Source organism: Rugamonas brunnea (assembly GCF_014042345.1).
Taxonomy (GTDB): Bacteria; Pseudomonadota; Gammaproteobacteria; order Burkholderiales; family Burkholderiaceae_D; genus Rugamonas; species Rugamonas brunnea.
In genome coordinates this window covers 134478-155834 of the sequence record NZ_JACEZT010000014.1, presented here as the reverse complement: position 1 = coordinate 155834, position 21357 = coordinate 134478, and the positions used below count along the sequence as shown (strand labels likewise).

The window sequence follows — 21357 nt, the reverse complement described above, 5'->3', positions numbered from 1 at the left end:
CGGGCACGCCGGCGCCGTTGACGGCCGCCGCCGCCGCCCACGCGCTGGCCGCGCTCTGCCCCGGCCCCGGGCCGGCCACGGCGGCGCCCACCACCTTGCCGTTGAGCGTCAGGTCGCCCGCGTGCAGGGCCGACGCCACCTGGCCGCTCAGGTTCACTTGCTGCTCCGGCACGTCCACCTGCACCGACCCGCCGGCATCGCTGCGGTACACGGCCGGAATCGCCACGTCGATGGTGGCGCCGGCCCGGTCGCCCACCTGCAACTGGGTGCGGTAAGAGCCGTCCAGCAGGTTCAGGTGGTTGTACTGGGCGCGGCTGGCGATGTCCACGTTGGCGCGCACCAGCGCGTCGGCCTCGTGCTGGATGGCGGCGCGGTCGGCCACGCTGTTGGTGTCGTTGGCCGCCTGCACGGCCAGTTCGCGGATGCGCTGGTAGTTGGCCATGATCTCGCCCATGGCGCCATCGGCCACCTGCAGCAGCGAGATGCCCTCACTGGCGTTCTGGGCTGCCCGCTGCAGGCCGCGCACGCCGGCCGTCAGGCGCGCGCCGATGGCCATGCCGGCCGCATCGTCGCTGGCCGAATTGACGCGCTGGCCGCTGGCCAGCCGCTGCATGGTGACGCCCAGCGCCGTGCCCGCCCGCGCATAGCTGCGCTGGGCGTTCAAGGCGGACAGATTGCTGTTGATCTGCATGGATGGGCGCTGGCCGACGGCGCGCGGGCGCGCCGCGAACCGTTCAAGGATTCGTGGTTGTCGCGCTATTAACGGCAGGAAATGCGGATCGCTTGAGGGCGATTTCTATCGGGTCTGACACGGGGGTCTGCCGCCGGGCTCTGTCCCTTGGGGGCGATTGCTGGTCAGCCGGGCAACATTTCCAGCTGTTCGCGGGCCTGGGCCAGGCCGGCCGGGTCGAGCCGGGCGGCGGCCAGTTGCCGGTATTTGGCGGCGGCCGGCGCGCCGGCCCGTTCCGCCATGGTCAGCCACATCCACGCCTGGCCCGCATCGGCGGGCGCGCCCTGGCCGGCCAGCAGCATCAGGCCCAGGTTGAGCTGGGCCCGCGCATGGCCCTGGCGGGCCGCCTGCAAGTACCAGTGCTGGGCCTGGGTGTAGTCGCGCACCAGGCCGTGGCCGGTGTCGTAGCGCAGCGCCAGCGTGAACTGGGCCAGCGTGTGGCCCTGTTCGGCCGCCTTGCGGTACCAGTCGCCGGCCTGCACGCAGTCCGGTGCGGGGCCGTCGTCGCTGTCATGCAGCCGGCCCAGCATGTACTGGGCGGCAGCGTAATCCTGTTCGGCCGCGCGCCGGTACCACGACAGCGCCTTGCGCAAGTCCTGCGGCACGCCCTGCCCGTTTTCGTAGCGCAGGCCGAGGTCGAACTGGGCCCGCAAATGGCCCTGGTCGGCCGCCTTGCGGTACCAGAACACGGCTTCCTGCGCATCCTGCGGCACGCCGTGGCCGCAGTCGTACAGCATGGCCAGGTGGTACTGGGCGGCGGGGAAGCCCTGCTCGGCCGCCTTGCGGTACCAGAAATGGGCTTGTTCGTAATCCTGGGCCACGCCCTGGCCGTGGTCGTAGCGCAGACCAAGGTTGTTCTGGGCCGCCGCGTGGCCCTGCTCGGCCGCCTTGCGGTACCAGTCCATCGCCTTCTGTTCGTCGCGCGGCACGCCCTGGCCATTGTCGAAGATCAGGCCGAGGTTGAACTGGGAACTGGCATGCTCCTGTTCGGCCGCGCGGCGATACCACTGGATGGCTTTCTGGCTGTCCTGGGGCACGCCGTCGCCCTTGTCGTAGCGCAGCGCCAGGTTGAACTGGGCCGGCGCGTAACCCTGGTCGGCCGCCTTGCGGAACCACGACATGGCCTGGCCCGCGTCCTTGGGCACGCCCTGGCCGTTGTCGTAGCGCAGGCCGAGGTTGAACTGGGCCCGCGCGTAGCCCTGCTCGGCCGCCTTGCGGTACCACTGGATGGCCTGGCGGAAGTCCTGCGGCACGCCCTTGCCGGTGTCGTACATCATGCCCAGGTTGTTCTGGGCGCCGGCGTCGCCCTGCTCGGCGGCCTTGCTGAACCAGTGCATGGCCTTGGCGCTGTCCTGCTCGATGCCCTGACCCTTGGCGTACAGCCAGCCCAGGTTGTACTGGGCCGCCGCGTAACCCTGCTCGGCCGCCAGCTGGTACCAGCGCGCCGCCTCCAGGTAATCCTGCTCCACGCCCTGGCCCTTCTGGTACATCACGCCCAGGTTGTACTGCGCATGTTCGAGGCCGGCGTTGGCGGCCTGGCGATACCAGGCCACGGCCTGCTCATAGCTTTGCTCCACACCCTGGCCGTTGAAGTACATGAAGCCCAGGCTGTGCTGGGCGTTGGCCACGCCGCGCTCGGCCAGCCCGCGCACGCGCAGGTATTCGGCGGTGTAGGTGCTGCCGGCTGAAGCGTCGGCCTCGGTCGGGTGGTATTTCTGCATCGGCGATCAGGCCTGGATGGCGATCATGGACGGCGCCTGCATCACGGGCGCGGCGCTGGCCGGCGCGCTCAGGCGGTTCTGCTCCTGCAGCACGTGGATGAAGTGCGACAGCGAGATCGGCCGGTGGTACAGATAGCCCTGCATGGTGGTGCAGCCGTTCGCCTCCAGGTAGCGCGCCTGCACGTCCGTCTCCACGCCCTCTGCCACCAGATGCAGGCCCAGCCCGCGCGCGATCGAGATGATGGCCAGGATCACCGGATAGTGGCCCTGCTCGTCGTGGATCTCCTTGACGAAGGACTGGTCGATCTTGATGGTGTGGATGGGGAAGCGGTGCAGGTACGACAGCGACGAGTAGCCGGTGCCGAAATCGTCGATCGCCACCGACACGCCCAGCTGGCACAGCTTGTTCAACTGCTCGATCGCGTACTGCGGATTGCGGATGCAGATGTTCTCGGTGATCTCCACCTCGATCTGGGCCGGCGAAATGCCGTAGCGGTTGAGCGCCCCGCGCATCTTCTCGAAGAAGTCGCCGCGGTCCAGGTATTGCGGCGACAGGTTCAGCGACAGGCGGATGGCGTCGCCGCCGGCCGCGTTCCACAGCAGCAGGTCGCGGCACAACGCACCCAGCATCCAGTCCGAGATCGGCAGCATCAGGCCATTGTCCTCGGCGAACGGCAGGAACTCGCCGGCCGACAGCAGGCCGCGCTGCGGGTGGTTCCAGCGCATCAGGCCTTCGGCGCCGATGATGCGGCCCGTGGCCACGTCCACCTGCGGCTGGTAGTACATCTCCAGCTCGTTCTGTTCGAGCGCCTTGCGCAGGCTTTGTTCGAGCGCGATCTTCTGGTGCGACACGTCCAGCATCGAGTTGTGATAGAAGCTGTGGCCATTCTTGCCCAGCGCCTTGACCTGGTACATGGCGATGTCGGCATGGCGCAGCAGTTCGTCGATGGTCTCGCCGTCGCTTGGGTAGACGGCGATGCCGATCGAGGCCGAGATATGCACTTCGTGGCCATCGAGGTCGAACGGCTTGTGCAGGCATTCGAGGAACTTGTCGGCGATGGCCTTGGCGTCCTGGCGGTCGCGCAGCTCGGGCAGCACGATGGTGAATTCGTCGCCGCCCTGGCGCGCCAGCGTGTCGCCGCGGCGCAGGCAATCCTTGAGGCGCAGCGCCACCTGCTGCAGCAGTTCGTCGCCCTTGACGTGGCCCAGCGTGTCGTTGACCAGCTTGAAGCGGTCCAGGTCGACGAACATCACGGCCAGTTCCGTCAGCTTGCGCTTGGCCTGGATCACGGCCAGGCCCAGGCGGTCCTTGAACAGCATGCGGTTGGGCAGGTCGGTCAGGATGTCGTGGTAGGCCTGGTAGGAGATCACTTCCTCGGCGCGCTTGCGGTCCGTGATGTCGCGCGCCACGCCATAGGTGCCGAAGAATTCGCGCTGCCTGATGTCATGGTCGGGCACGTGCATGCCGATCGCGTTGAGCGAGATCGTCATCAAGGTGTTGTTGAAGGTGCGCTCGACGCCATTGCCCGTGTTGCACTTGAGGCGCAGCTCGACGTTGCGCGAGGCCCGCTCGTCCACGCGGCGCTCGTTGAACACGTAGCGCGCCCGCTCCTGGTCCTCGTCGTGCACCAGGATGGAATAGTGTTTGCCGATCAGTTCTTCGCGCGTGAAGCCGAGCAATTGCTGGGCGCGGTCGTTAACGAAGGTGAACTTGCCCTCGTGGTTCAGGGTGTAGATGATGTCGGGCGAGCTGTCGACCAGGTAGCGGTACATCTTCTCCGAGTTTTCCAGCTTGGAGGCGATGCGCTCATTGTCCTGCGCCAGCTTGCGCTGGGCCAGCGCGTTCTCCACCGTCTTGAGCAATTCCTCGCGGCTGTAGGGCTTGCGCAGGTAATCGTAGGCGCCGCGCTTCAGGGCGCCGATGGCGGCCTCGATGCCCACGTCGCCGCTCATCACGATCACGTCCGCCGCGATGTCCTTGGCGTTGATGAAGTCCATGATCTCGTGGCCGCTCATGTCGGGCAGGCGCAAGTCGAGCAGCACCAGGTCGAACTTGAGTTTGTTGAGCTGGGCCAGCGCCTCGCTGCCGCAGGTGGCCGTGACCAGGTGGTAGTCGCGGTCGCGCAGCAGTTCGTACAGCGACGACAGCAGACGCGGTTCGTCGTCGACCAGCAGCAGGCGCGGCCAGTTATCGCCGGCCAGGGCCACGGCCATCTGGGCGGTGGCCGGGTTGGGATCGATGGCAGCGGCGGCGCTGTCTGGGGGCAGGTTCATCATGGCCTTAAACGGAATCCATCGCCCGCGCGTTCACGCCGGCGACTTGGCTGGTGCTGCCACGGGCGGGCAGCAGAATTTCAAATGCGGTGCCCGTGTTGCCCGAGCGGCAGGTGATCTGACCCTGCATCTTCTTGACCAGGCCGTGCACGATGGACAGGCCCAGGCCATGATTGGCGCCGTCCTTGCTGCTGCGGACCACGGAGAACAGGTTGGCCAGCACTTCCTGCGACAGGCCAGGGCCGCTGTCGGACACCACCAGCTCCAGGTACAGCCGGCGTTCGCGGTTCACGTAGCCACGGTTGGCGATCTCGATCCTGCCGCCGTTGGGCAGCGCCTCGACAGCGTTCTTGACCAGGTTGACGAGGATCTGCTTGAGCATGTCGGCGTCGCCGTCGATCTCGGCCGGCTGCTCCTGCATGCGCACCAGGATCTGCACCGAGGCCGGCACGAAGTCGGTGGCGCGGAACAGGCGCAGCACGTCGTCCACCACGCGCGCCACGTCGGTCACGCGCGAGGTTTCCGTCGGCTGCAGGTCGGCCAGGCCGTTGATCAACTGGCCCACGCGGTCGATCTCCTCGTTCAGGATCGACATCTCGCCGACCACGGGTTCGCGCCGGGCCAGCTTGCTGTCCAACACGGACAGGTAGTTCTTGATGATGGACAGCGGGTTGTTCACCTCGTGCACCACGCGGCGCGACGCTTCGCGGTATTCCTCGGCCACGTGGGCGATCTGGCGCTTGGCGTGGCCACGCTCGCTCATGGCCGTCTCCAGCGCGACGGCGGCCTGGGTGCCGAACGATTGCAGGAAGCGCTCGCGCTTCTGGAAGTGCGGCATCTGCCAGCTGGGCGCGCCGCCGATGATCACGCCCAGGCAGCGCTGGTTGGCCACCAGCGGCAGGCACACCAGGCTGTCCGTGCCGAGGATGCGGAACAACTGTTCCTCGGCCAGGCTCAGGCCCGCGTCGTTGCGGCCCAGGTAGGCCAGCTTGCGCTCGTTGGCCGACTGCGCCACCAGGCCCGGCTTGCCGAGCGGGATGGAGAATTCGGCCAGCCGCTGCTGCTGCTCGCCGCCGGCCGTGCCCACCAGCGCGTGGCCGGTGGGATTCTCCAGCAGCACCACGGTGGTGTCGAAATCGAACAGGATGCGGGCCGAGCGCGTGACCGATTCCAGCAAGCCCGTCTCGCCGTGCTGGCGTGCGAAGGTCTGGCCCATCTCGGACACCAGCATGATGTTGCGCACTTCCTCGGACAGGCGTTGCTGCACCGGGTCCACCGGCGGCGGCGGCGCGTAGGCGGGCGGGGTGGCGATGTCGTCGGCGCCGGCCAGGTCGATGCCCAGGTGGGCGGCGGACTTCTCCACCTGGCGCTCGGCGGTACGGGCCACCTGCTCCAGCGCGCCGCCATCGAGGCCGCACAACTGGGCCGCGTCGTCCAGCGCCTGCGCTTCCTCCTCGCCGTGGCAGCCCAGCAAATGGGCCAGCCGCACGATGCGGATCAGGGGATGGGCCGATTCGAGCCGTGCGATCGGTTCGTGGTGGTACAGCACGCTGTCGGCCAGGAAGGAATCGAGGTGCCAGCGTTCGATCAGCCAGGCGCCCGCTTCCGAGTGGGTGATCTGCAGCGTGCGCTGCTCCACCACACACAAGTCCTCATCGTCGCGCGCCATGAAATTGTAGGCGTATTCCTTGGGCGCCGTGGCCAGCAGGGCCAGCCGGCCCACGTTGTGCAGCAGGCCGGCCAGGTAGGCTTCCTCCACGTGCGGGTAGTCCATCTGGCGGGCGATGTCGCGCGCCAGCACGGCCGTCGTCAGCGAGTTCTTCCAGAAGCTGCGCAGGTCGGTGCTGCCGGAATGGGGGAAGCTGTTAAAGGTCTGGAATACGGATTCGCTGATCACCAGCGTCTTGATCATGTCCGTGCCCAGCGACACCAGCGACTGCTCCAGGTTCACGGCGCGGGTGTTGCGGTGGTAGGCCGAGCTGTTGGCGACGGTCAGGATCTTGCTCGTCATGCCGGCATCCTTGGCGATCAGCGCGGCCAGTTCCGGCATGCCGGCGTCGTCGGCCTGCAAGTGCTCGATCAACTTGATGAGTATCTGCGGCATGGCCGGCAGACGCGCAATCAGCAAGCGATTGCGTATGTCCTGGTCTGATTGATGCATCGTATCAAGCATTGCCGCCAATGGATGTCGAATGGGGACAGCGTTCCTGGGTACCACGCCGCCACGGTTATTGTTCTGCTGTTTGCGTCACCTGCGACCACCTTCGTGGGGCGGCCATCCATATTGCCGAAAGTTATATTAGCATAAAGTCCACAAAAAATAACTTATCGGCAATTAAAATTCCTGTTCAACCGCACTGGTTTCCCAGGGTAAATATTAATCGATCCGTTTGGCGTAGTAGCATGCGCCGCTAATAGCGAGACGTCAACCATAATGCCAGAGTAGCCATACTAATTCCCCTCTGTTCGGCCGATGGCGGCGACTTGCGATGTGATACGGATGTCAGCATTTCCCTTATAACAGCAGTGTCGCCGGGCGGACAAGCGAAAAATGGACGGCGCGGGCTGGCGCATGGGGTGCGCGCGCAAGATGTAGCGAAAAAACCATGCGCGGCGGGCGTGGCGGGACGGGGTGGTGTGCTACCGCATTGCAGCATAACCAGGCGATTGTGGGGCGATTGTTGCGATCCCGGCACAGGTAAGCGGCTGGCATTGCGCCAGCCGCAGGGAATGGCGGGGCCGGGCGCCCCGCCAGGGTCTTACTCCGCCTTGGGCTTGGCTTCCTCGCGGCGGTTGTAGCCGGCCACCATGTCGAAGCGGAACAAACGGCATTCGAGCGCGCCGTTGAAGAATGGCGTCTTGCGGGCCTCTTTCAGGCGCAGCATGCGCGGCAGCTTGAGGTCGGCCGTGAACAGGAACACGGTCCAGCCGGCGAAACGCTGCTTGAGCGTGGTGCCCAGCGCCGAATAGAAGCTGACGGCCAGTTCATCCTCGGCCAGCGAGCTGTCGCCGCGCACGCCGATCCGCTCGCCATACGGCGGGTTGGTCAGCAGGATGCCCGGTTGCTCGGTGGGCGCCTTCACTTCCTGCGCCTCGATCTGCTTGAGCGGCACCTCGAACAGGATGCCGGCGCAGCGCAGGTTGTGGCGCGCCATGGCCACCATGTCGCCCGAAATGTCGCTGCCGAAGATGGTCGGCGTGGCCGGCAGCGGATTGGGCTTGATGGCCGCCTTCATGGCTTGCCACGGGCCGGCATCGAAACCGTTGAACTTCTCGAACGCGAAACGGCGCCGCGCGCCCGGCGGGATGCCCTGCACCATCTGCGCCGCTTCGCACAGGATGGTGCCGGAGCCGCACATGGGGTCGAACAGCGGCACGCCCGGCTTCCAGCCCGACACGCGCAGCAGGCCGGCGGCCAGGTTCTCGCGCAGCGGCGCGTCGCCCGTCTCCTCGCGCCAGCCGCGCTTGAACAGGGCTTCGCCCGAGGTGTCGAGGTAGATGATGAACTGGCGCGCGTCGAGGAAGCCGACGATGCGCATGTCCGGCTCACGGGTGTTGACCGAGGGGCGCTTGTTGAACTGGTCGCGGAAACGGTCGCAGACGGCGTCCTTGATCTTGAGCGTGGTGAACTCCAGGCTTTTCAGCGGCGACTTGACGGCCGTGACGTCGACCCGGATCGTGTGGTTGTAGGTGAACCAGTCTTCCCAGGGCTGGGCCAGCACCAGGTCGTAGATGTCGTTCTCGTTCTGGTAGCCGGTGACGGCCATGCGCATCAGCACGCGCGAAGCGATGCGCGAGTGCAGGTTGATGCGGTAGGCGTCGAACAGGTCGCCCGAGCAGTGCACGCCGCCGGGCACCTGGTTGTGCACCTTCAGGGTCGGGCTTTGCTGGGCGATCTCGCCCAGTTCTTCGGCCAGCGCCGCTTCCATGCCGCGCGGGCATGGGCAAAAATAGGAAGTCATCAGGTGTACCTTTTATCCGTTAAAAAACCAGCATACCGTTTATACCGTATGCGCCTTGACTGCAAAAACGTCAGAACGGCTTGACCACCACCAGCATCACGATGGCCAGCAGCATCAGCACCGGCACCTCGTTGAAATAGCGGAACCACACGTGGCTGCGCTTGTTGGCGCCGTTCTCGAACTTCTTCAACAGCGAACCGCAGGCGTGGTGGTAGCCCAGCACCAGCGCCACCAGTCCCAGCTTGGCGTGCATCCAGCCCGGAATGGTGAAGCCATCGGGGCCGTTGTACTGCATGTACAGCAAAATCATGCCGAACACGATGGCCGGCACCATCAGCATGGTCATGAAGCGATACAGCTTGCGCGCCATCATCAGCATCCGTTCCGTGGCCACCGTCTCCGATTCCTGCGCCAGATTGACGAAGATGCGCGGCAGGTAAAAGATCCCGGCGAACCAGGAGATGATGAAGAAGATGTGCAGCGCTTTAATCCAGAGCATGGGACTCCTGTCGGTCGATGTTATTTACGCACTTCGCCGTGGCCGAACACCACGTACTTGAGCGAGGTCAGGCCCTCCAGGCCGACCGGGCCGCGCGCGTGCAGCTTGTCGTTGGAGATGCCGATTTCCGCGCCCAGGCCGTATTCGAAACCGTCCGCGAAGCGGGTCGACGCGTTCACCATCACGGAGGCCGAATCGACTTCGCGCAGGAAGCGCATGGCGTCCGTGTAATCCTCGGTGATGATGGCCTCGGTGTGCTTGGACGAGTAGCGGTTGATGTGGTCCATCGCCTCGTCGATGCCGTCCACCACCTTGACCGACAGGATGGCGGCCAGGTATTCGGTGGCCCAGTCCTCCTCGTTGGCGGCCACCAGGTGCGGGTAGCCGGCCAGGATGGCCATGGCTTCGGGATCGCAGCGCAGCTCGACCTGCTTGGTGGCGTACAGCTTAGCCAGCTCCGGCAGCACGCGCGGCGCGATGGCGCGCGCCACCAGCAGCGTTTCCATGGTGTTGCAGGTGCCGTAGCGGTGGCACTTGGCGTTGAAGCCGATGTCCAGCGCCTTCTGCAGGTCGGCTTTGGCGTCGATGTAGACGTGGCAGATGCCGTCCAGGTGCTTGATCATCGGGACCGTGGCCTCCTCCATCAGGCGCGCGATCAGACCCTTGCCGCCGCGCGGCACGATCACGTCCACGTACTGCGGCATGGTGATCATGGCGCCCACGGCGGCGCGGTCGGTGGTGTCGACCACCTGCACGCCGTTCTCCGGCAGGCCCGCGCCCAGCAAGCCTTCCTTGACCAGCTTGGCCAGCGCGCGGTTGCAGTGGATGGCCTCCGAGCCGCCGCGCAGGATGGTGGCGTTGCCGCTCTTGATGCACAGGCCGGCCGCGTCCACGGTCACGTTGGGACGGGCTTCGTAGATGATGCCGATCACGCCCAGCGGCACGCGCATCTGGCCCACCTGGATACCAGACGGGCGGAACTTCATGCCCGAGATTTCACCAATCGGGTCAGGCAGCGCGACGATCTGGCGCAGGCCTTCGACCATGGTGGCGATGGCCGCTTCGGACAGGGTCAGGCGGTCCACCATGGCCGGCGCCAGGCCGGCCGCGCGGGCCGCGTCCAGGTCCAGCTGGTTGGCAGCGCGCAGGGCCGGCGCTTCGCGCTCGATCGCCTCGGCGATCAGCAGCAACGCGCGGTTGCGGGTGGCGCTGTCGGCCTTGGCCATGGCGCGCGACGCGGCGCGTGCCTGCTGGCCCACTTGTTCCATGTACTGCTTGATATCCATAATCGTTCCAGTTAATTTGGCTTCAGCCGCGCGCCACTTTCAGCGCCAGCTGCAGCATGGCATCCCAGGCGTCGCCGGAGAACGCCTTGGCCCGCAGGCCCTTGATCATTTTGTCCACCTGCGCCGCATCCTTCATGGCCGCCTCCAGCGTGGGCAGCGAAATGCGCCGCAGGGCCGGGTCCATCATGCGCTCGCGCGGACCCCAGATGCGGTATTCCTTGAGCAGTGCGCCCAGGGGACGGCCCTGCGCCATCCCTGCTTTCAATTTTAACAGCGTCCTGATTTCCTCGGACACGGCCCACAACACCAGCGGCAGCGCCTCGCCTTCACCCTTCAAACCTTCCAGCATGCGCACCAGCCGGGCCGGATCGCCGGCCAGCATGGCTTCGCTCAGCTTGAACACGTCGTAGCGGGCCACATTGAGCACGGCGTCGTGCACCTGCTCATAGGTCAATCGTCCCGGCTCGTGCAGCAGGCCCAGTTTCTGGATCTCCTGGTGCGCCGCCAGCAGATTGCCCTCCACCCGGTCGGCGATGAACTCGATGCTCTGGCGGTCGGCGCTCTGGCCTTGCGCGGCCAGCCGCTGGCCGATCCAGTTGGGCAGCTGGTTGCGCTCCACCTGCGGAATGTCGATGTAGACGGCCGCCTGCTGCAGGCTGGCCACCCAGGCCGCCTTCTGCGTCTGCCAGTCCAGCTTGGGCAGGGTGATCAGCGTCAGGTTGTCCGGGCTCAGGTCCTTCACATAGCTTTGCAGCGCCGCGCCGCCATCCTTGCCCGGCTTGCCGCTGGGGATGCGCAGCTCGATCAGCTTCTTGTCCCCGAACAGCGACAAGGCCTGGTTGGCCGCCAGCAGCTCGCCCCACTTGAAGGTGCGCTCCACCGTCAGCACGTCGCGCTCGGAATAGCCTTGCGCGCGCGCGGCGCGGCGGATCTTGTCGGCCGCCTCCAGCGCCAGCAGGTGTTCGTCGCTGGTGACGACGTACAGCGGCGCCAGTTGCCTGGCCAGGTGGCCTTCCAGCGCGTCCAGTCGCAATTGCATGACTGTCCCCGCTTACTGCCGGCTCACCGGCGGCACCGACATCTGCACCGGTTTGATGGCGGCGATGCGGCGCATCATCTGCTGCACCAGGTCGGTCTGCATGTCCTTGTACAGCAACGCTTCCTCGCGCTCCTTGGCCAGCAACTGGGTTTCGTTGAAGGTGATGGGGCGGTTCAGCGAAATGGTGGTCGCGGGCAGCAGCTCGTTGCCCTGGCGGTCCAGCACACGGAACACGATGGTGTAGGCGAGCAGGTATTCGCGCACCCGACCATTGCTGTTCAGCGACAGGATCGACTTGCTGCGCGTCTTTTCAGGATCGCTGAGCACTTCGATCACGCCGTCGGCCTCCTTGGGATTGGCCGCCACGGCGGTGCCGCCGTTGGCGCGGATGTTGCGCTTGAGGTCAATCGCCAGCGGCGACGACTCCGGCAACCCCACGTACAACGACGGGAACGGCAAGGTGTAATGGCCACCCTCCCCGCGCAGGTGGAAGCCGCAGGCGGTCAGCGACAGCGACAAGGACGCGGACAACGCCAGCAGCGCGCCCCAGCGCCGCCATGACACGGTAGTGGTGACCGCCATCGCTTACACCACGATGTTGATCAACTTGCCGGGGACGACGATGACCTTCTTCGGCGTGCCTTCGATGAATTTCTGCACCGCCTCGTTGGCCAGCGCGGCGGCCTCGATGGCCGCCTTGTCGGCCGTCTTGGCCACGGTGACGCTGCCGCGCAGCTTGCCGTTCACCTGGATCATCATCTCGATCTCGGCCTGTTCCAGCGCGGCCGGGTCCACCTGTGGCCAGGCTGCGTTCAGCAGGTCGCCGAACACCTTGCCGTAGCCCAGTTCTTCCCACAGCACATGGGTGATGTGCGGCGCCACGGGGTTGAGCAGGCGCAGGAAGATCGAGAAGCCTTCCGCGACCAGGGCGTTCGATTCGGCGCTGTCATCGAGCTTGGCCGATTCCATCGTGTTCAGCATCTTCATGCAGGCCGATACCACGGTGTTGTACTGGATGCGCTTCAGGTCGTAGTCGGCCTGCTGCAGGATCTTGTGCAGTTCGCGGCGCAGCGTCTTCTGCGGCTCGGTGGCCACCGGCGCGGCCGGCGCGGCCAGCGCGGCACCGATGCGGGCCGCCTGTGCGTAGCCGTAGGCCCACACGCGGCGCAGGAAGCGGTTGGCGCCTTCCACGCCGCTGCCCGACCATTCCAGCGTCTGTTCCGGCGGCGAGGCGAACATGGTGAACAAACGGGCCGTGTCGGCGCCGTACTGCTCGATCTGGGCTTGCGGGTCGATGCCGTTGTTCTTCGACTTGGACATCTTCTCGGTGCCGCCGATGTGCACCGGCTGGCCGTCCGTCTTCAGGGTCGCGCCTTGCGGGCGGCCCTTGTCGTCCAGCGTCAGGTCCACGTCGGCCGGGTTGAACCAGGTCTTCTTGCCTGCTTCATCCTCGCGGTAGTAGGTCTCGTTGAGTACCATGCCCTGGGTCAGCAGGTTGACGAACGGCTCGTCGAACTTGACCAGGCCGAAGTCGCGCATCACCTTGGTCCAGAAGCGCGCGTACAGCAGGTGCATCACGGCGTGCTCGATACCGCCGATGTACTGGTCCATCGGCATCCAGTAGTCGTTGCGCGCGTCGACCATGGCCTCGTTCGAGCCGGGCGAGGTATAGCGCATGTAGTACCACGACGAGTCGACGAAGGTATCCATGGTGTCCGTCTCGCGGCGGGCTGGCTTGCCGCACTTGGGGCAGTCGCACTTGAGGAAGGCTTCGTGCTTGTTGAGCGGGTTGCCGCTACCGTCCGGCACGCAGTCTTCCGGCAGCACCACCGGCAGGTCCTTCTCCGGCACGGGCACGGAGCCGCAGTCGTCGCAGTGGATCATCGGGATCGGCGTGCCCCAGTAGCGCTGGCGCGATACGCCCCAGTCGCGCAGGCGGAACGTGACCTTCTTCTCGCCCAGGCCTTTTTCGGCCATGGCGGCGGCCACCGCTTCCACGGCGTCGGCATAGTTCAGGCCATCGAACTGGGCCGAGTTGCAGACGATGGAGATGTCCTTGTCGCCATACCATTCCTGCCACGCGTCGGTCGAGAATTCCTTGCCTTCGGCGCGGATCACCTGCTTGATCGGCAGATTGTATTTTTTGGCGAACGCGAAATCGCGCTCGTCGTGGGCCGGCACGCCCATCACGGCGCCGTCGCCGTAGGTCATCAGCACGTAGTTACCGACCCACACTTCGACTTGGGCGCCCGTCAGCGGATGGGTGACGAACAGGCCGGTCGGCATGCCCTTCTTCTCCATGGTGGCCATGTCGGCCTCGATCACGGAACCGAGCTTGCATTCGGCGTTGAAGGCGGCCAGCGCGGGATTGGTCTGCGCGGCGTGCACGGCCAGCGGGTGCTCGGCGGCCACGGCGCAGAAGGTCACGCCCATCACCGTGTCGGGACGGGTGGTGAACACGTACAGCTTGCCGTCGTTGATCAGGGCGCCGGCGGCATCCTTGATCTGGTGCGGGAAGGCGAAGCGCACGCCGGTCGACTTGCCGATCCAGTTGGTCTGCATGGTGCGCACGCGCTCGGGCCAGCCGGGCAGCTTGGTGTCCACGTATTCCAGCAGCTCATCGGCGTAGTCGGTGATGCGGGCGTAGTACATCGGGATTTCGCGCTTTTCGATCAGCGCGCCCGAACGCCAGCCGCGGCCATCGACCACCTGCTCGTTGGCCAGCACGGTCTGGTCGATCGGGTCCCAGTTCACGGTGCCGGTTTTCTTGTAGATGATGCCCTTTTCCAGCATCTTGAGGAACATCCACTGGTTCCACTTGTAGTATTCGGGTTTGCAGGCCGTCATTTCGCGCGACCAGTCGATGGCCAGGCCCATCGACTCCATCTGCTCGCGCATGTGGGCGATGTTGGAATAGGTCCACTGGGCGGGCGGCACGTTGTTGGCCATCGCCGCGTTCTCGGCCGGCATGCCGAACGCGTCCCAGCCCATGGGCATGAGCACGTTGTAGCCGTTCATGCGCAGGTAACGGTACATCACATCGTTGATCGTATAGTTGCGCACGTGGCCCATGTGCAGCTTGCCCGAAGGGTAAGGCAGCATCGAGCAAGCGTAGTACTTACCCTTGGGGAAACGGGGGTCGTTTTCGACGGCTTTATAGGCGTCGATCGCCTTCCAGTGGGATTGGGCGGCTTTTTCGACGTCGGCGGGACTATATTTATCTTGCATGATGTGTGCGGCCAGAAGTGACTATGAACCGAACATTATACTGGTTCATGACGGCGCTGAGGTTGCGGGCGCGGCCGGCGCCCACTGAGCGGGCCAGCCGTGGCATGATATGGTTTTTTTAACATGAACGGCGAGACAACCATGATCAAGGGATTACGCACCGTCATCTACCCCACCCCCGACCTGGCCCAGGGCAAGGACTGGTACACGCAGGCGTCCGGCGTGGCGCCCTATTTCGACCAGCCGTTCTACGTGGGTTTCGCCGTGGGCGGCTTTGAACTGGGCCTGGTGCCCGACGGCCAGCCCGGCCAGACCGGCGCCAAGGCTTACTGGGGCGTGGACGATATCGAGGCCGAGGTGGCGCGCCTGCTCGCACTGGGCGCCACCGTGCACGCGGCCGTGCAGGACGTGGGCGACGGCATCAAGGTGGCTGAACTGAACGACCCGTTCGGCAACGTGCTGGGCCTGATCCAGAATCCCCACTTCGACCCGCAAACCGTACGCTGACAGGAGACCGCATGCCGAGCCAGACCGCCCGTCCCCTCATCATCGTCGCCAGCACCGGCACCGGCGGCGACATCCGTCCCTTCGTGCAGCTGGCGCAGGGTTTGCGCGACCAAGGGCACCGGGTGCGCATGGTCGCGCCGGCCTTGCATGAACCGGCCATGCGGGCCAGCGGGCTCGATTACCGCGTTTTCGGCCAGCCGGCGGACCTGCAGGCGGCGCTCGACAATCCGGACCTGTGGGACGAACGCAAGGGCTTCGGCGTGGTGTGGCAGGCCGGCGTGCCGCACATGCAGGTGCTGCACGACATGGTGGCGGCGCTGCCGGCGGACGAGCCGTGCGTGCTGCTGTGCCACCCCATCATGGCGCCGCAAGCGGCCATCGCCCGCGCGGCGCGCCCGGACCTGCGCGTGGTCAGCGCCTACCTGGCGCCGTCCAACCTGTGCAGCCTGCGCGACATGCTGGCGCTCGGCTCGATGGCCATTCCGTCCTGGATGCCCTTGTCGTGGCGCCGGCTGCTGTGGCGCATGGCCAACCGCCTCTCGATCGACCCGCCCACCTTGCCCAGCCTGAACGCCGGGCGCGCGCTGCGCCACTTGCCGCCCGTGGTCGGCTTCATCGACCACCTGGTGCAGGCGCCGGACGCCGCCATCTGCCTGTTCCCGTCCTGGTTCGCGTCCCGGCAGGACGACTGGCCGCCCCACGTGCTGCGCGGCGACTTCCCGCGCCCGCGCGAGCACGCCAACGTCGCGGCCACGGCGCTGTCGCCGGCGCTGGAACAGTTCCTGGCCGCCGGCCCGGCCCCCATCGCCTTCACGCCCGGCACCGGCCATCAGCATGCCACCGGCTATTTTGCGATGGCGCTGGAAGCGTTGCGCAAGCTGGGACGGCGCGGCCTGTTCATCACGCCGCACCGCGCCCAGGTGCCCGCCGCGCTGCCGTCCGACGTGATGTGGGTGGCCGAAGCGCCGTTCGAGCTGCTGCTGCCGCGCCTGGCCGCGCTGGCGCACCACGGCGGCATCGGCACCATGGCCGAAACGTTCCGCGCCGGGGTGCCGCAACTGGTGGTGCCGTCCGGGTTCGACCAGTTCGACAACGCCGCGCGCGCGCAGCGCCTGGGCGTGGCGCGCGTGGTGCTGTTCAAGCGGCTGAGCGCGCGGCGCCTGCAGCGCGGCCTGGCCGACCTGCTGGCCTCACCGGGCGTGGCGCGCGCCTGCGCCGACGTCGCCAGGCAGGCGCGCGGCGGGCCGGGGCAGCCCGGTCTGATCGCACAGGTGGAAGCGGCGCTGGGCGTCACCGCGCCGCATGCCGCGCCATCGTCGCGCACCGAGCCGCAGCCCCTGCTGGACTGAAGTCGGGCGGCAGTGCCGCCCTTGCCGAGGCGACGGCTGATACGCGCCGCGCACCGCATGCCGGCTTTGCCCCAGCTTTGCGCCGGCCTCGCGCCACCCCGGCAGCCGTACGCCAACCCTCAAGGCCGCAGGAGGATGGCGCCCGCATTGGCGCCCGCCTCCAGCCGGCGGTGGGCTTCGGCCGCCTGCGCCAGCGGCAGCACCTCAGCCACCGTGGCCCGCAAGCCGCCCTGCAACTGTGCCAGCGTGGCTTGCGCACCTTCGCGGTACAGCACCGGATCGGCCATCAAGCCGAACACGCTGGGCCGCGCGAACGCCACGTTGCGGCCGCCGCCCAGCAACGCCAGATCCAGCCCCACCGCGCCGCTGACCTGGCCCACGCTGGCCACCATGCCGAACGGGCGCACGGCCCGCACCGAGTCAGCCAGCGTCTGGCCGCCGATGCCGTCGATGGCATAGTCCACGCCGCGCCCGTCCGTCAATTCGCGCACCGCGTCCAGCACGGCGCGCTCGCGGTAGTTGATGGCGTGATCCAGCCCATGTTCGCGCGCCAGCGCCGCCTTGGCCTCGCTGCTGACGGTGCCGATCACGGTGGCGCCCAGCGCTTTGGCCCATTGCGCCAGCACCAGCCCCAGGCCGCCGGCGGCCGCCTGCACCAGCACCGTGTCGCCCGCGCGCAGCGGCCGCACGTGCTGGAACAGCATATGGGCCGTGATCCCGCGCAGCAGCAGCGCGGCCGCCGTGTCGTCCGCCACCGCATCCGGCAGCGCGATGGCCTGCGCGGCGGACAGGTTGCGCGCCGTGCTGTAGGCGCCGGTGGGCGGTCCCGCGTAGGCGATGCGCTGGCCCACGGCCAGTCCCGGCACGCCGGGTCCGAGCGCCTCCACTACGCCGGCCGCCTCCACGCCCAGCCCACCCGGCAGGGCCGGCAGCGGATACAGGCCGGTGCGGTGATAAATGTCGACGAAGTTGACGCCGATGGCCGTGTGGCGCACGCGGATTTCCCCGGCACCCGGCGGTGGCAGCACCACGCTGCCGTGTTCCAGCACGCTGGCGTCGCCGTAGGCGTGGATCAGGATCTGTTCGGCCTTGTGGTTGATTTCCTTGTCCATGAAGTTCTCCTTGAAGTTGATGGGACAAACTCAGGTTACACTGCGTATAAATCGCCAACAATTCTCAAAAATCACACAATGTCCGTGCAAAAACAATCAGCCAGCCACTTGCAGTGGGACGACGTGCGGCATTTCCTGGCGCTGGCGCAGCTGGGCAGCCTGTCGGCCGCCGCCCGCAAGCTGGACGTGGAGCATTCCACGGTGGCGCGCCGAGTGGAGGCGCTGGAGCAGACGCTGGCCGTGCGCCTGTTCGACCGCCTGCCGCGCGGCTGGGCCCTGACGCCGGAAGGGGAAACGCTGGCGCACCAGGCCCGCAAGCTGGAGGACGAGGCGCTGGCCTTCGCCCGCGTGGCGCTGGGCGTGTCGTCGTTGCAGGGCACGGTGCGGCTGTCGGCGCCGCCGGGCATGACCGCCCACTTCCTCGTGCCCCGCCTGGTCGCGCGCCGCCAGGACTGGCCCGGCATCGACCTGGAAGTGATGGGCGAGACGCGCGAAGTGAACCTGGCGCGCGGCGAAGCCGATCTGGCAGTGCGGCTCTCCCGCCCCAGCGCGCCGGGGCTGGTGGCGCGCGCGCTGGGCACCATGGGCTACGGCATGTACGCGGCGCCCCATTACGCCGAGCGGGCGCCGGAACAGTGGGAGTTCCTCGGCTACGACGACAGCCTGCGACTGGTGCCGCATCAGCAATGGCTGGAAGGGGTGGCGGCGGGACGCCGCTTCATCCTGCGCAGCAACGACATGACCGCCCTGTGGCAAGCGGCGCGCGCGGGGCTGGGCATCGCCGCCCTGCCCCACTTCATCGGCCGGCTGGACGCCGGGCTGGTGGGCTTGCCCGCGCCCACCCATCCGGCGCCGCGCCAGATCTGGCTGGTCATGCATCCGGACGTACGGCGTTCGCCGCGGGTGCGGGTGGTGGCCGACATGGTGGCGGCGTTGATCGCCAGCGAACAGGAACTGCTGTCGGGCGAAAACTGAACGACGACGGCGTCCGGGTTGTGATAATATACGTTTCGTATATAAAACGTATAAAGGCACTTCCCCCATGGGCATCGTCAAAATCTCCACCCAGATGCATGAGAATCTGCGCATCGCCAGCGGTGCGCTGAACCGCTCCATCAACGCGCAGGCCGAGCACTGGCTGCGCATCGGCCTGCTGGCCGAGACCAACCCGGACCTGCGCTACAGCGACATCTGCCTGCTGCTGCTGCGCGCCGCGCAGGAAGGCGGCGTGACGCTGCCGCGCGAGCACGACGAACTGCATGACGCCGCGCTGGCCGCCGCCATGAAAGTACTGGGAGGCGCGCATGAACAAGCGTAAATCGCTGGCCATCCTGGTCAAGACGCCGGAACAGATCGAACAGGCCCGCGTGGCAGCCCAACTGGCGGCTGACGTGCTGACCATGATAGCCCCGCACGTGCAGCCCGGCGTGAGCACGGCGGAACTGGACCGGCTGTGCAACGAGTACATCGTCAAGGTGCAGCAGGCTATTCCCGCCAATGTGGGCTACAGCGGGTTCCCCGCCACCGTCTGCACCTCGGTCAACCAGGTGGTATGCCACGGCATCCCGTCGCCGGACGAAGTGCTCAAGGACGGCGACATCATCAACATCGACGTGGCCGTGATCCGCGACGGCTGGCATGGCGACACCAGCCGCATGTACTACGTGGGTACGCCTTCGAAAAATGCCAAGCGGCTGGTGGATGTGACCTACGACGCCATGTGGGCCGGCATCCGTGCCGTGCGTCCGGGCGCCACGCTGGGCGACGTGGGCCACGCGATCCAGACCGTGGCCGAGAAGGCCGGCTTTTCCGTGGTGCGCGATTACTGCGGCCACGGCATCGGCTTGGTGTACCACGAGGAACCGGAAGTGCGCCACTACGGCAAGCCGGCCACCGGCATGGTGCTCAAGCCGGGCATGCTGTTCACCATCGAACCGATGGTGAACGCCGGCCGGGCTTCGACCGTGGAACTCGACGACGGCTGGACCGTGGAGACGCGCGACGGTTCGCTGTCGGCGCAGTGGGAACACATGGTGGTGGTGACGGCCAGCGGCTACGAGGTGCTGACGCTGGCGCCGGCGGAGCGCTAAACCAGGGTCAGACCGCAAGGGTCAGACCCTAACGGCCTGGGCCGCCGCGAGAGGTCAACGCAGCACCAGCTTGAGGGCCGGCTTCTCGCCGTAGTCCTCGTAACGCTCGTTGATGCCTGCCACGCAGAACGTGACTTCCTCCAGGATGTCGGGCACTTGCGCGCCCATCGCGGCGGCGTCCTTGATGACCAGTTCCAGCACTTCGTTCGGCTTCAGGCGGAAGCGCGTCATGCCGTCCTCGTCGCGCAAATAGCTGAGGCAATCGACCCACGCGTCCATGGTGCCCGTGTAGCTGGCGGGGAAGCCCAGCGCCTGCTGGCATTCACGGTGGAAGCTGGTGAAGTCGACGATCGCGGCGCCATTGATTTCTGCGGTGGCCATTATTTTTTCTCTTTCGGTGGTTCGGTGACGAAACCGAGCTTGCTCAAGCCGGCCGTCTGGGCGGCGGCCATCACTTGGGCCACCACTTCGTAACGCGTGTTCTTGTCGGCCCGCAGCTGCAGCTCCGGCTGCGGGTCCAGTTTGCTCGCCGCGGCCAGGCGCGCGTCCAGCGCCGTCGGCGCCACGGCTTCATCGTTCCAGTAGACCTGGCCCTTGGCGTCGATCGCCAGCGACACGCTGGCCGCCTGCTGCGGGTTGGCCTGCGCCTGCGCCTTGGGCAGGTCGAGTTTCACGGCATGCGTGAACATGGGCGCGCTGATGATGAAGATCACCAGCAGCACCAGCATCACGTCCACCATGGGCGTGACGTTGATGTCGGCCATCGGGCCTTGCTGGCGGTGGTGGTTGAATGAGCCAAAGGCCATCGCTACTCCCGGCGTGGTGGACAGAGGACGGCCAGGCCGTCCCCGGAATTACGTGCGGGCCCGCTCACCCGTCGTCAGGTAGGCGTGCAAGTCGAACGCGAACGCGTCCAGCTCGGCCAGCGTGAGGCGGTTGACCCGGTTGAAACCGTTATAGGCCAGCACGGCGGGAATGGCAACCGTGAGGCCGATGGCCGTCATGATCAGCGCCTCGCCGACAGGACCGGCCACTTTGTCGATCTGCACCGTGCCGGCCGAGGAGACGGCCGCCAGCGCATGGTAGATGCCCCACACGGTGCCCAGCAGGCCGACGAAGGGCGCGGTGGAACCGATCGAGGCCAGCAGCGTCAGCCCCGCTTCCAGCCGGGCCGTGACGCGCTGCACGCCCGCGCGCAGCACGCGCGTGACCTGCTCCGCATGCCCCATCTCGCCGCCCAGCGACGGCCGTCCCGCCACCTTGAGCTGGGCCGCGCCCAGCTGCGCCAGCGGCGCGTATACCAGTTCGGGATCGGCCTCGGTCAGCGCGGCCACGCCATCGTGCAAGGTGGGCGCATCCCAGAATGCCTGCACGGCCGGCGCGGCGCGGCGGATGCGCCAGGCCGCGTAGCCCTTGGCCAGGATGCAGAACCAGCTGGCCAGCGACATGGCCAGCAGCAGCCAGGCGACGGCGTGGCTGACGGCGTCGCCCTGCTCCCAGTAGCGCGCCAGGTTGAAGCTCGTGTCGGGGTTGGGCGTCATCGGCGCGGCGGCTCCCCGG

At 66.8% G+C, this 21357-nt stretch carries 19 protein-coding genes; 5 read left to right on the top strand and 14 right to left on the bottom strand.

Annotated elements, in window-relative coordinates:
• The 10 genes from H3H37_RS19705 to leuS form a co-directional block, all read right to left on the bottom strand.
• Positions 1–691 (bottom strand): flagellin N-terminal helical domain-containing protein (locus H3H37_RS19705; RefSeq protein WP_446033168.1); only part of this gene is annotated, 691 nt, incomplete at its 3' end.
• A 164-nt stretch (positions 692–855) separates the two neighbouring features.
• Positions 856–2451 carry an SEL1-like repeat protein gene (locus H3H37_RS19700; protein ID WP_182165691.1) on the bottom strand — a complete coding sequence of 532 codons (1596 nt, stop codon included), beginning with the start codon at positions 2449–2451 and terminating at the stop codon, positions 856–858.
• A gap of 6 nt (positions 2452–2457) precedes the next feature.
• Entirely contained in the window at positions 2458–4725 is a 2268-nt protein-coding gene (locus H3H37_RS19695; RefSeq protein WP_375540021.1) for a GGDEF/EAL domain-containing response regulator, read from the bottom strand.
• Between the two features lie 7 nt (positions 4726–4732).
• Positions 4733–6886: an HDOD domain-containing protein gene (locus H3H37_RS19690; RefSeq protein ID WP_182165689.1), complete on the bottom strand. Its 2154-nt coding sequence runs from the start codon at positions 6884–6886 to the stop codon at positions 4733–4735.
• Positions 6887–7484: 598 nt separating this feature from the next.
• Positions 7485–8687, bottom strand: coding sequence for a THUMP domain-containing class I SAM-dependent RNA methyltransferase (locus H3H37_RS19685; protein ID WP_375540020.1), 1203 nt, complete (start codon positions 8685–8687; stop codon positions 7485–7487).
• 70 nt (positions 8688–8757) lie between these two features.
• Entirely contained in the window at positions 8758–9186 is a 429-nt protein-coding gene (locus tag H3H37_RS19680; RefSeq protein WP_182165687.1) for a CopD family protein, read from the bottom strand.
• Positions 9187–9206: 20 nt separating this feature from the next.
• A complete protein-coding gene (locus H3H37_RS19675; RefSeq protein WP_182165685.1) occupies positions 9207–10472 on the bottom strand; it encodes a glutamate-5-semialdehyde dehydrogenase in 1266 nt (421 codons plus the stop codon).
• A gap of 22 nt (positions 10473–10494) precedes the next feature.
• Positions 10495–11511, bottom strand: a complete 1017-nt coding sequence (gene holA / locus H3H37_RS19670) for a DNA polymerase III subunit delta (protein WP_182165683.1) — start codon at positions 11509–11511, stop codon at positions 10495–10497.
• 12 nt (positions 11512–11523) lie between these two features.
• Positions 11524–12093 carry an LPS-assembly lipoprotein LptE gene (locus H3H37_RS19665; protein WP_182165681.1) on the bottom strand — a complete coding sequence of 190 codons (570 nt, stop codon included), beginning with the start codon at positions 12091–12093 and terminating at the stop codon, positions 11524–11526.
• A gap of 3 nt (positions 12094–12096) precedes the next feature.
• Positions 12097–14739: a leucine--tRNA ligase gene (leuS, locus tag H3H37_RS19660; RefSeq protein ID WP_182165679.1), complete on the bottom strand. Its 2643-nt coding sequence runs from the start codon at positions 14737–14739 to the stop codon at positions 12097–12099.
• 141 nt (positions 14740–14880) lie between these two features.
• Here leuS and H3H37_RS19655 point away from each other — a divergent pair, with 141 nt between their 5' ends.
• Together H3H37_RS19655 and H3H37_RS19650 are read left to right on the top strand one after the other, a co-directional pair.
• Positions 14881–15246 (top strand): VOC family protein, encoded by a 366-nt coding sequence (locus H3H37_RS19655; protein WP_182165677.1) that lies wholly within the window; start codon positions 14881–14883, stop codon positions 15244–15246.
• A gap of 11 nt (positions 15247–15257) precedes the next feature.
• Complete coding sequence (locus H3H37_RS19650) at positions 15258–16595, top strand: nucleotide disphospho-sugar-binding domain-containing protein (RefSeq protein WP_182165675.1); 1338 nt, start codon at positions 15258–15260, stop codon at positions 16593–16595.
• 119 nt (positions 16596–16714) lie between these two features.
• Here the strand turns inward: H3H37_RS19650 and H3H37_RS19645 are convergent, their stop codons facing one another.
• Positions 16715–17707 (bottom strand): quinone oxidoreductase family protein, encoded by a 993-nt coding sequence (locus H3H37_RS19645; protein WP_182165673.1) that lies wholly within the window; start codon positions 17705–17707, stop codon positions 16715–16717.
• Between the two features lie 78 nt (positions 17708–17785).
• Here H3H37_RS19645 and H3H37_RS19640 point away from each other — a divergent pair, with 78 nt between their 5' ends.
• The 3 genes from H3H37_RS19640 (at position 17786) to map (ending at position 19797) form a co-directional block, all read left to right on the top strand.
• Positions 17786–18682 (top strand): LysR family transcriptional regulator, encoded by an 897-nt coding sequence (locus H3H37_RS19640; RefSeq protein WP_182165671.1) that lies wholly within the window; start codon positions 17786–17788, stop codon positions 18680–18682.
• A gap of 67 nt (positions 18683–18749) precedes the next feature.
• Complete coding sequence (locus tag H3H37_RS19635; protein WP_182165669.1) at positions 18750–19025, top strand: ParD-like family protein; 276 nt, start codon at positions 18750–18752, stop codon at positions 19023–19025.
• On the top strand, positions 19012–19797 hold the full coding sequence (map, locus tag H3H37_RS19630; protein WP_182165667.1) for a type I methionyl aminopeptidase: 786 nt from the start codon (positions 19012–19014) through the stop codon (positions 19795–19797). Before H3H37_RS19635 ends, map begins: the two co-directional genes overlap by 14 nt.
• Positions 19798–19851: 54 nt before the next feature.
• On the opposite strand, the gene H3H37_RS19625 is transcribed toward map, so the two are convergent.
• From H3H37_RS19625 to H3H37_RS19615, 3 genes are read right to left on the bottom strand one after another with little or no spacing between them, the layout of a single operon-like run.
• Positions 19852–20178, bottom strand: a complete 327-nt coding sequence (locus tag H3H37_RS19625; RefSeq protein ID WP_182165665.1) for a barstar family protein — start codon at positions 20176–20178, stop codon at positions 19852–19854.
• Positions 20178–20603, bottom strand: coding sequence for an ExbD/TolR family protein (locus H3H37_RS19620; protein WP_182165663.1), 426 nt, complete (start codon positions 20601–20603; stop codon positions 20178–20180). Before H3H37_RS19620 ends, H3H37_RS19625 begins: the two co-directional genes overlap by 1 nt.
• A gap of 48 nt (positions 20604–20651) precedes the next feature.
• Positions 20652–21338, bottom strand: a complete 687-nt coding sequence (locus H3H37_RS19615) for a MotA/TolQ/ExbB proton channel family protein (protein ID WP_182165661.1) — start codon at positions 21336–21338, stop codon at positions 20652–20654.
• Positions 21339–21357: the final 19 nt, after the last annotated feature.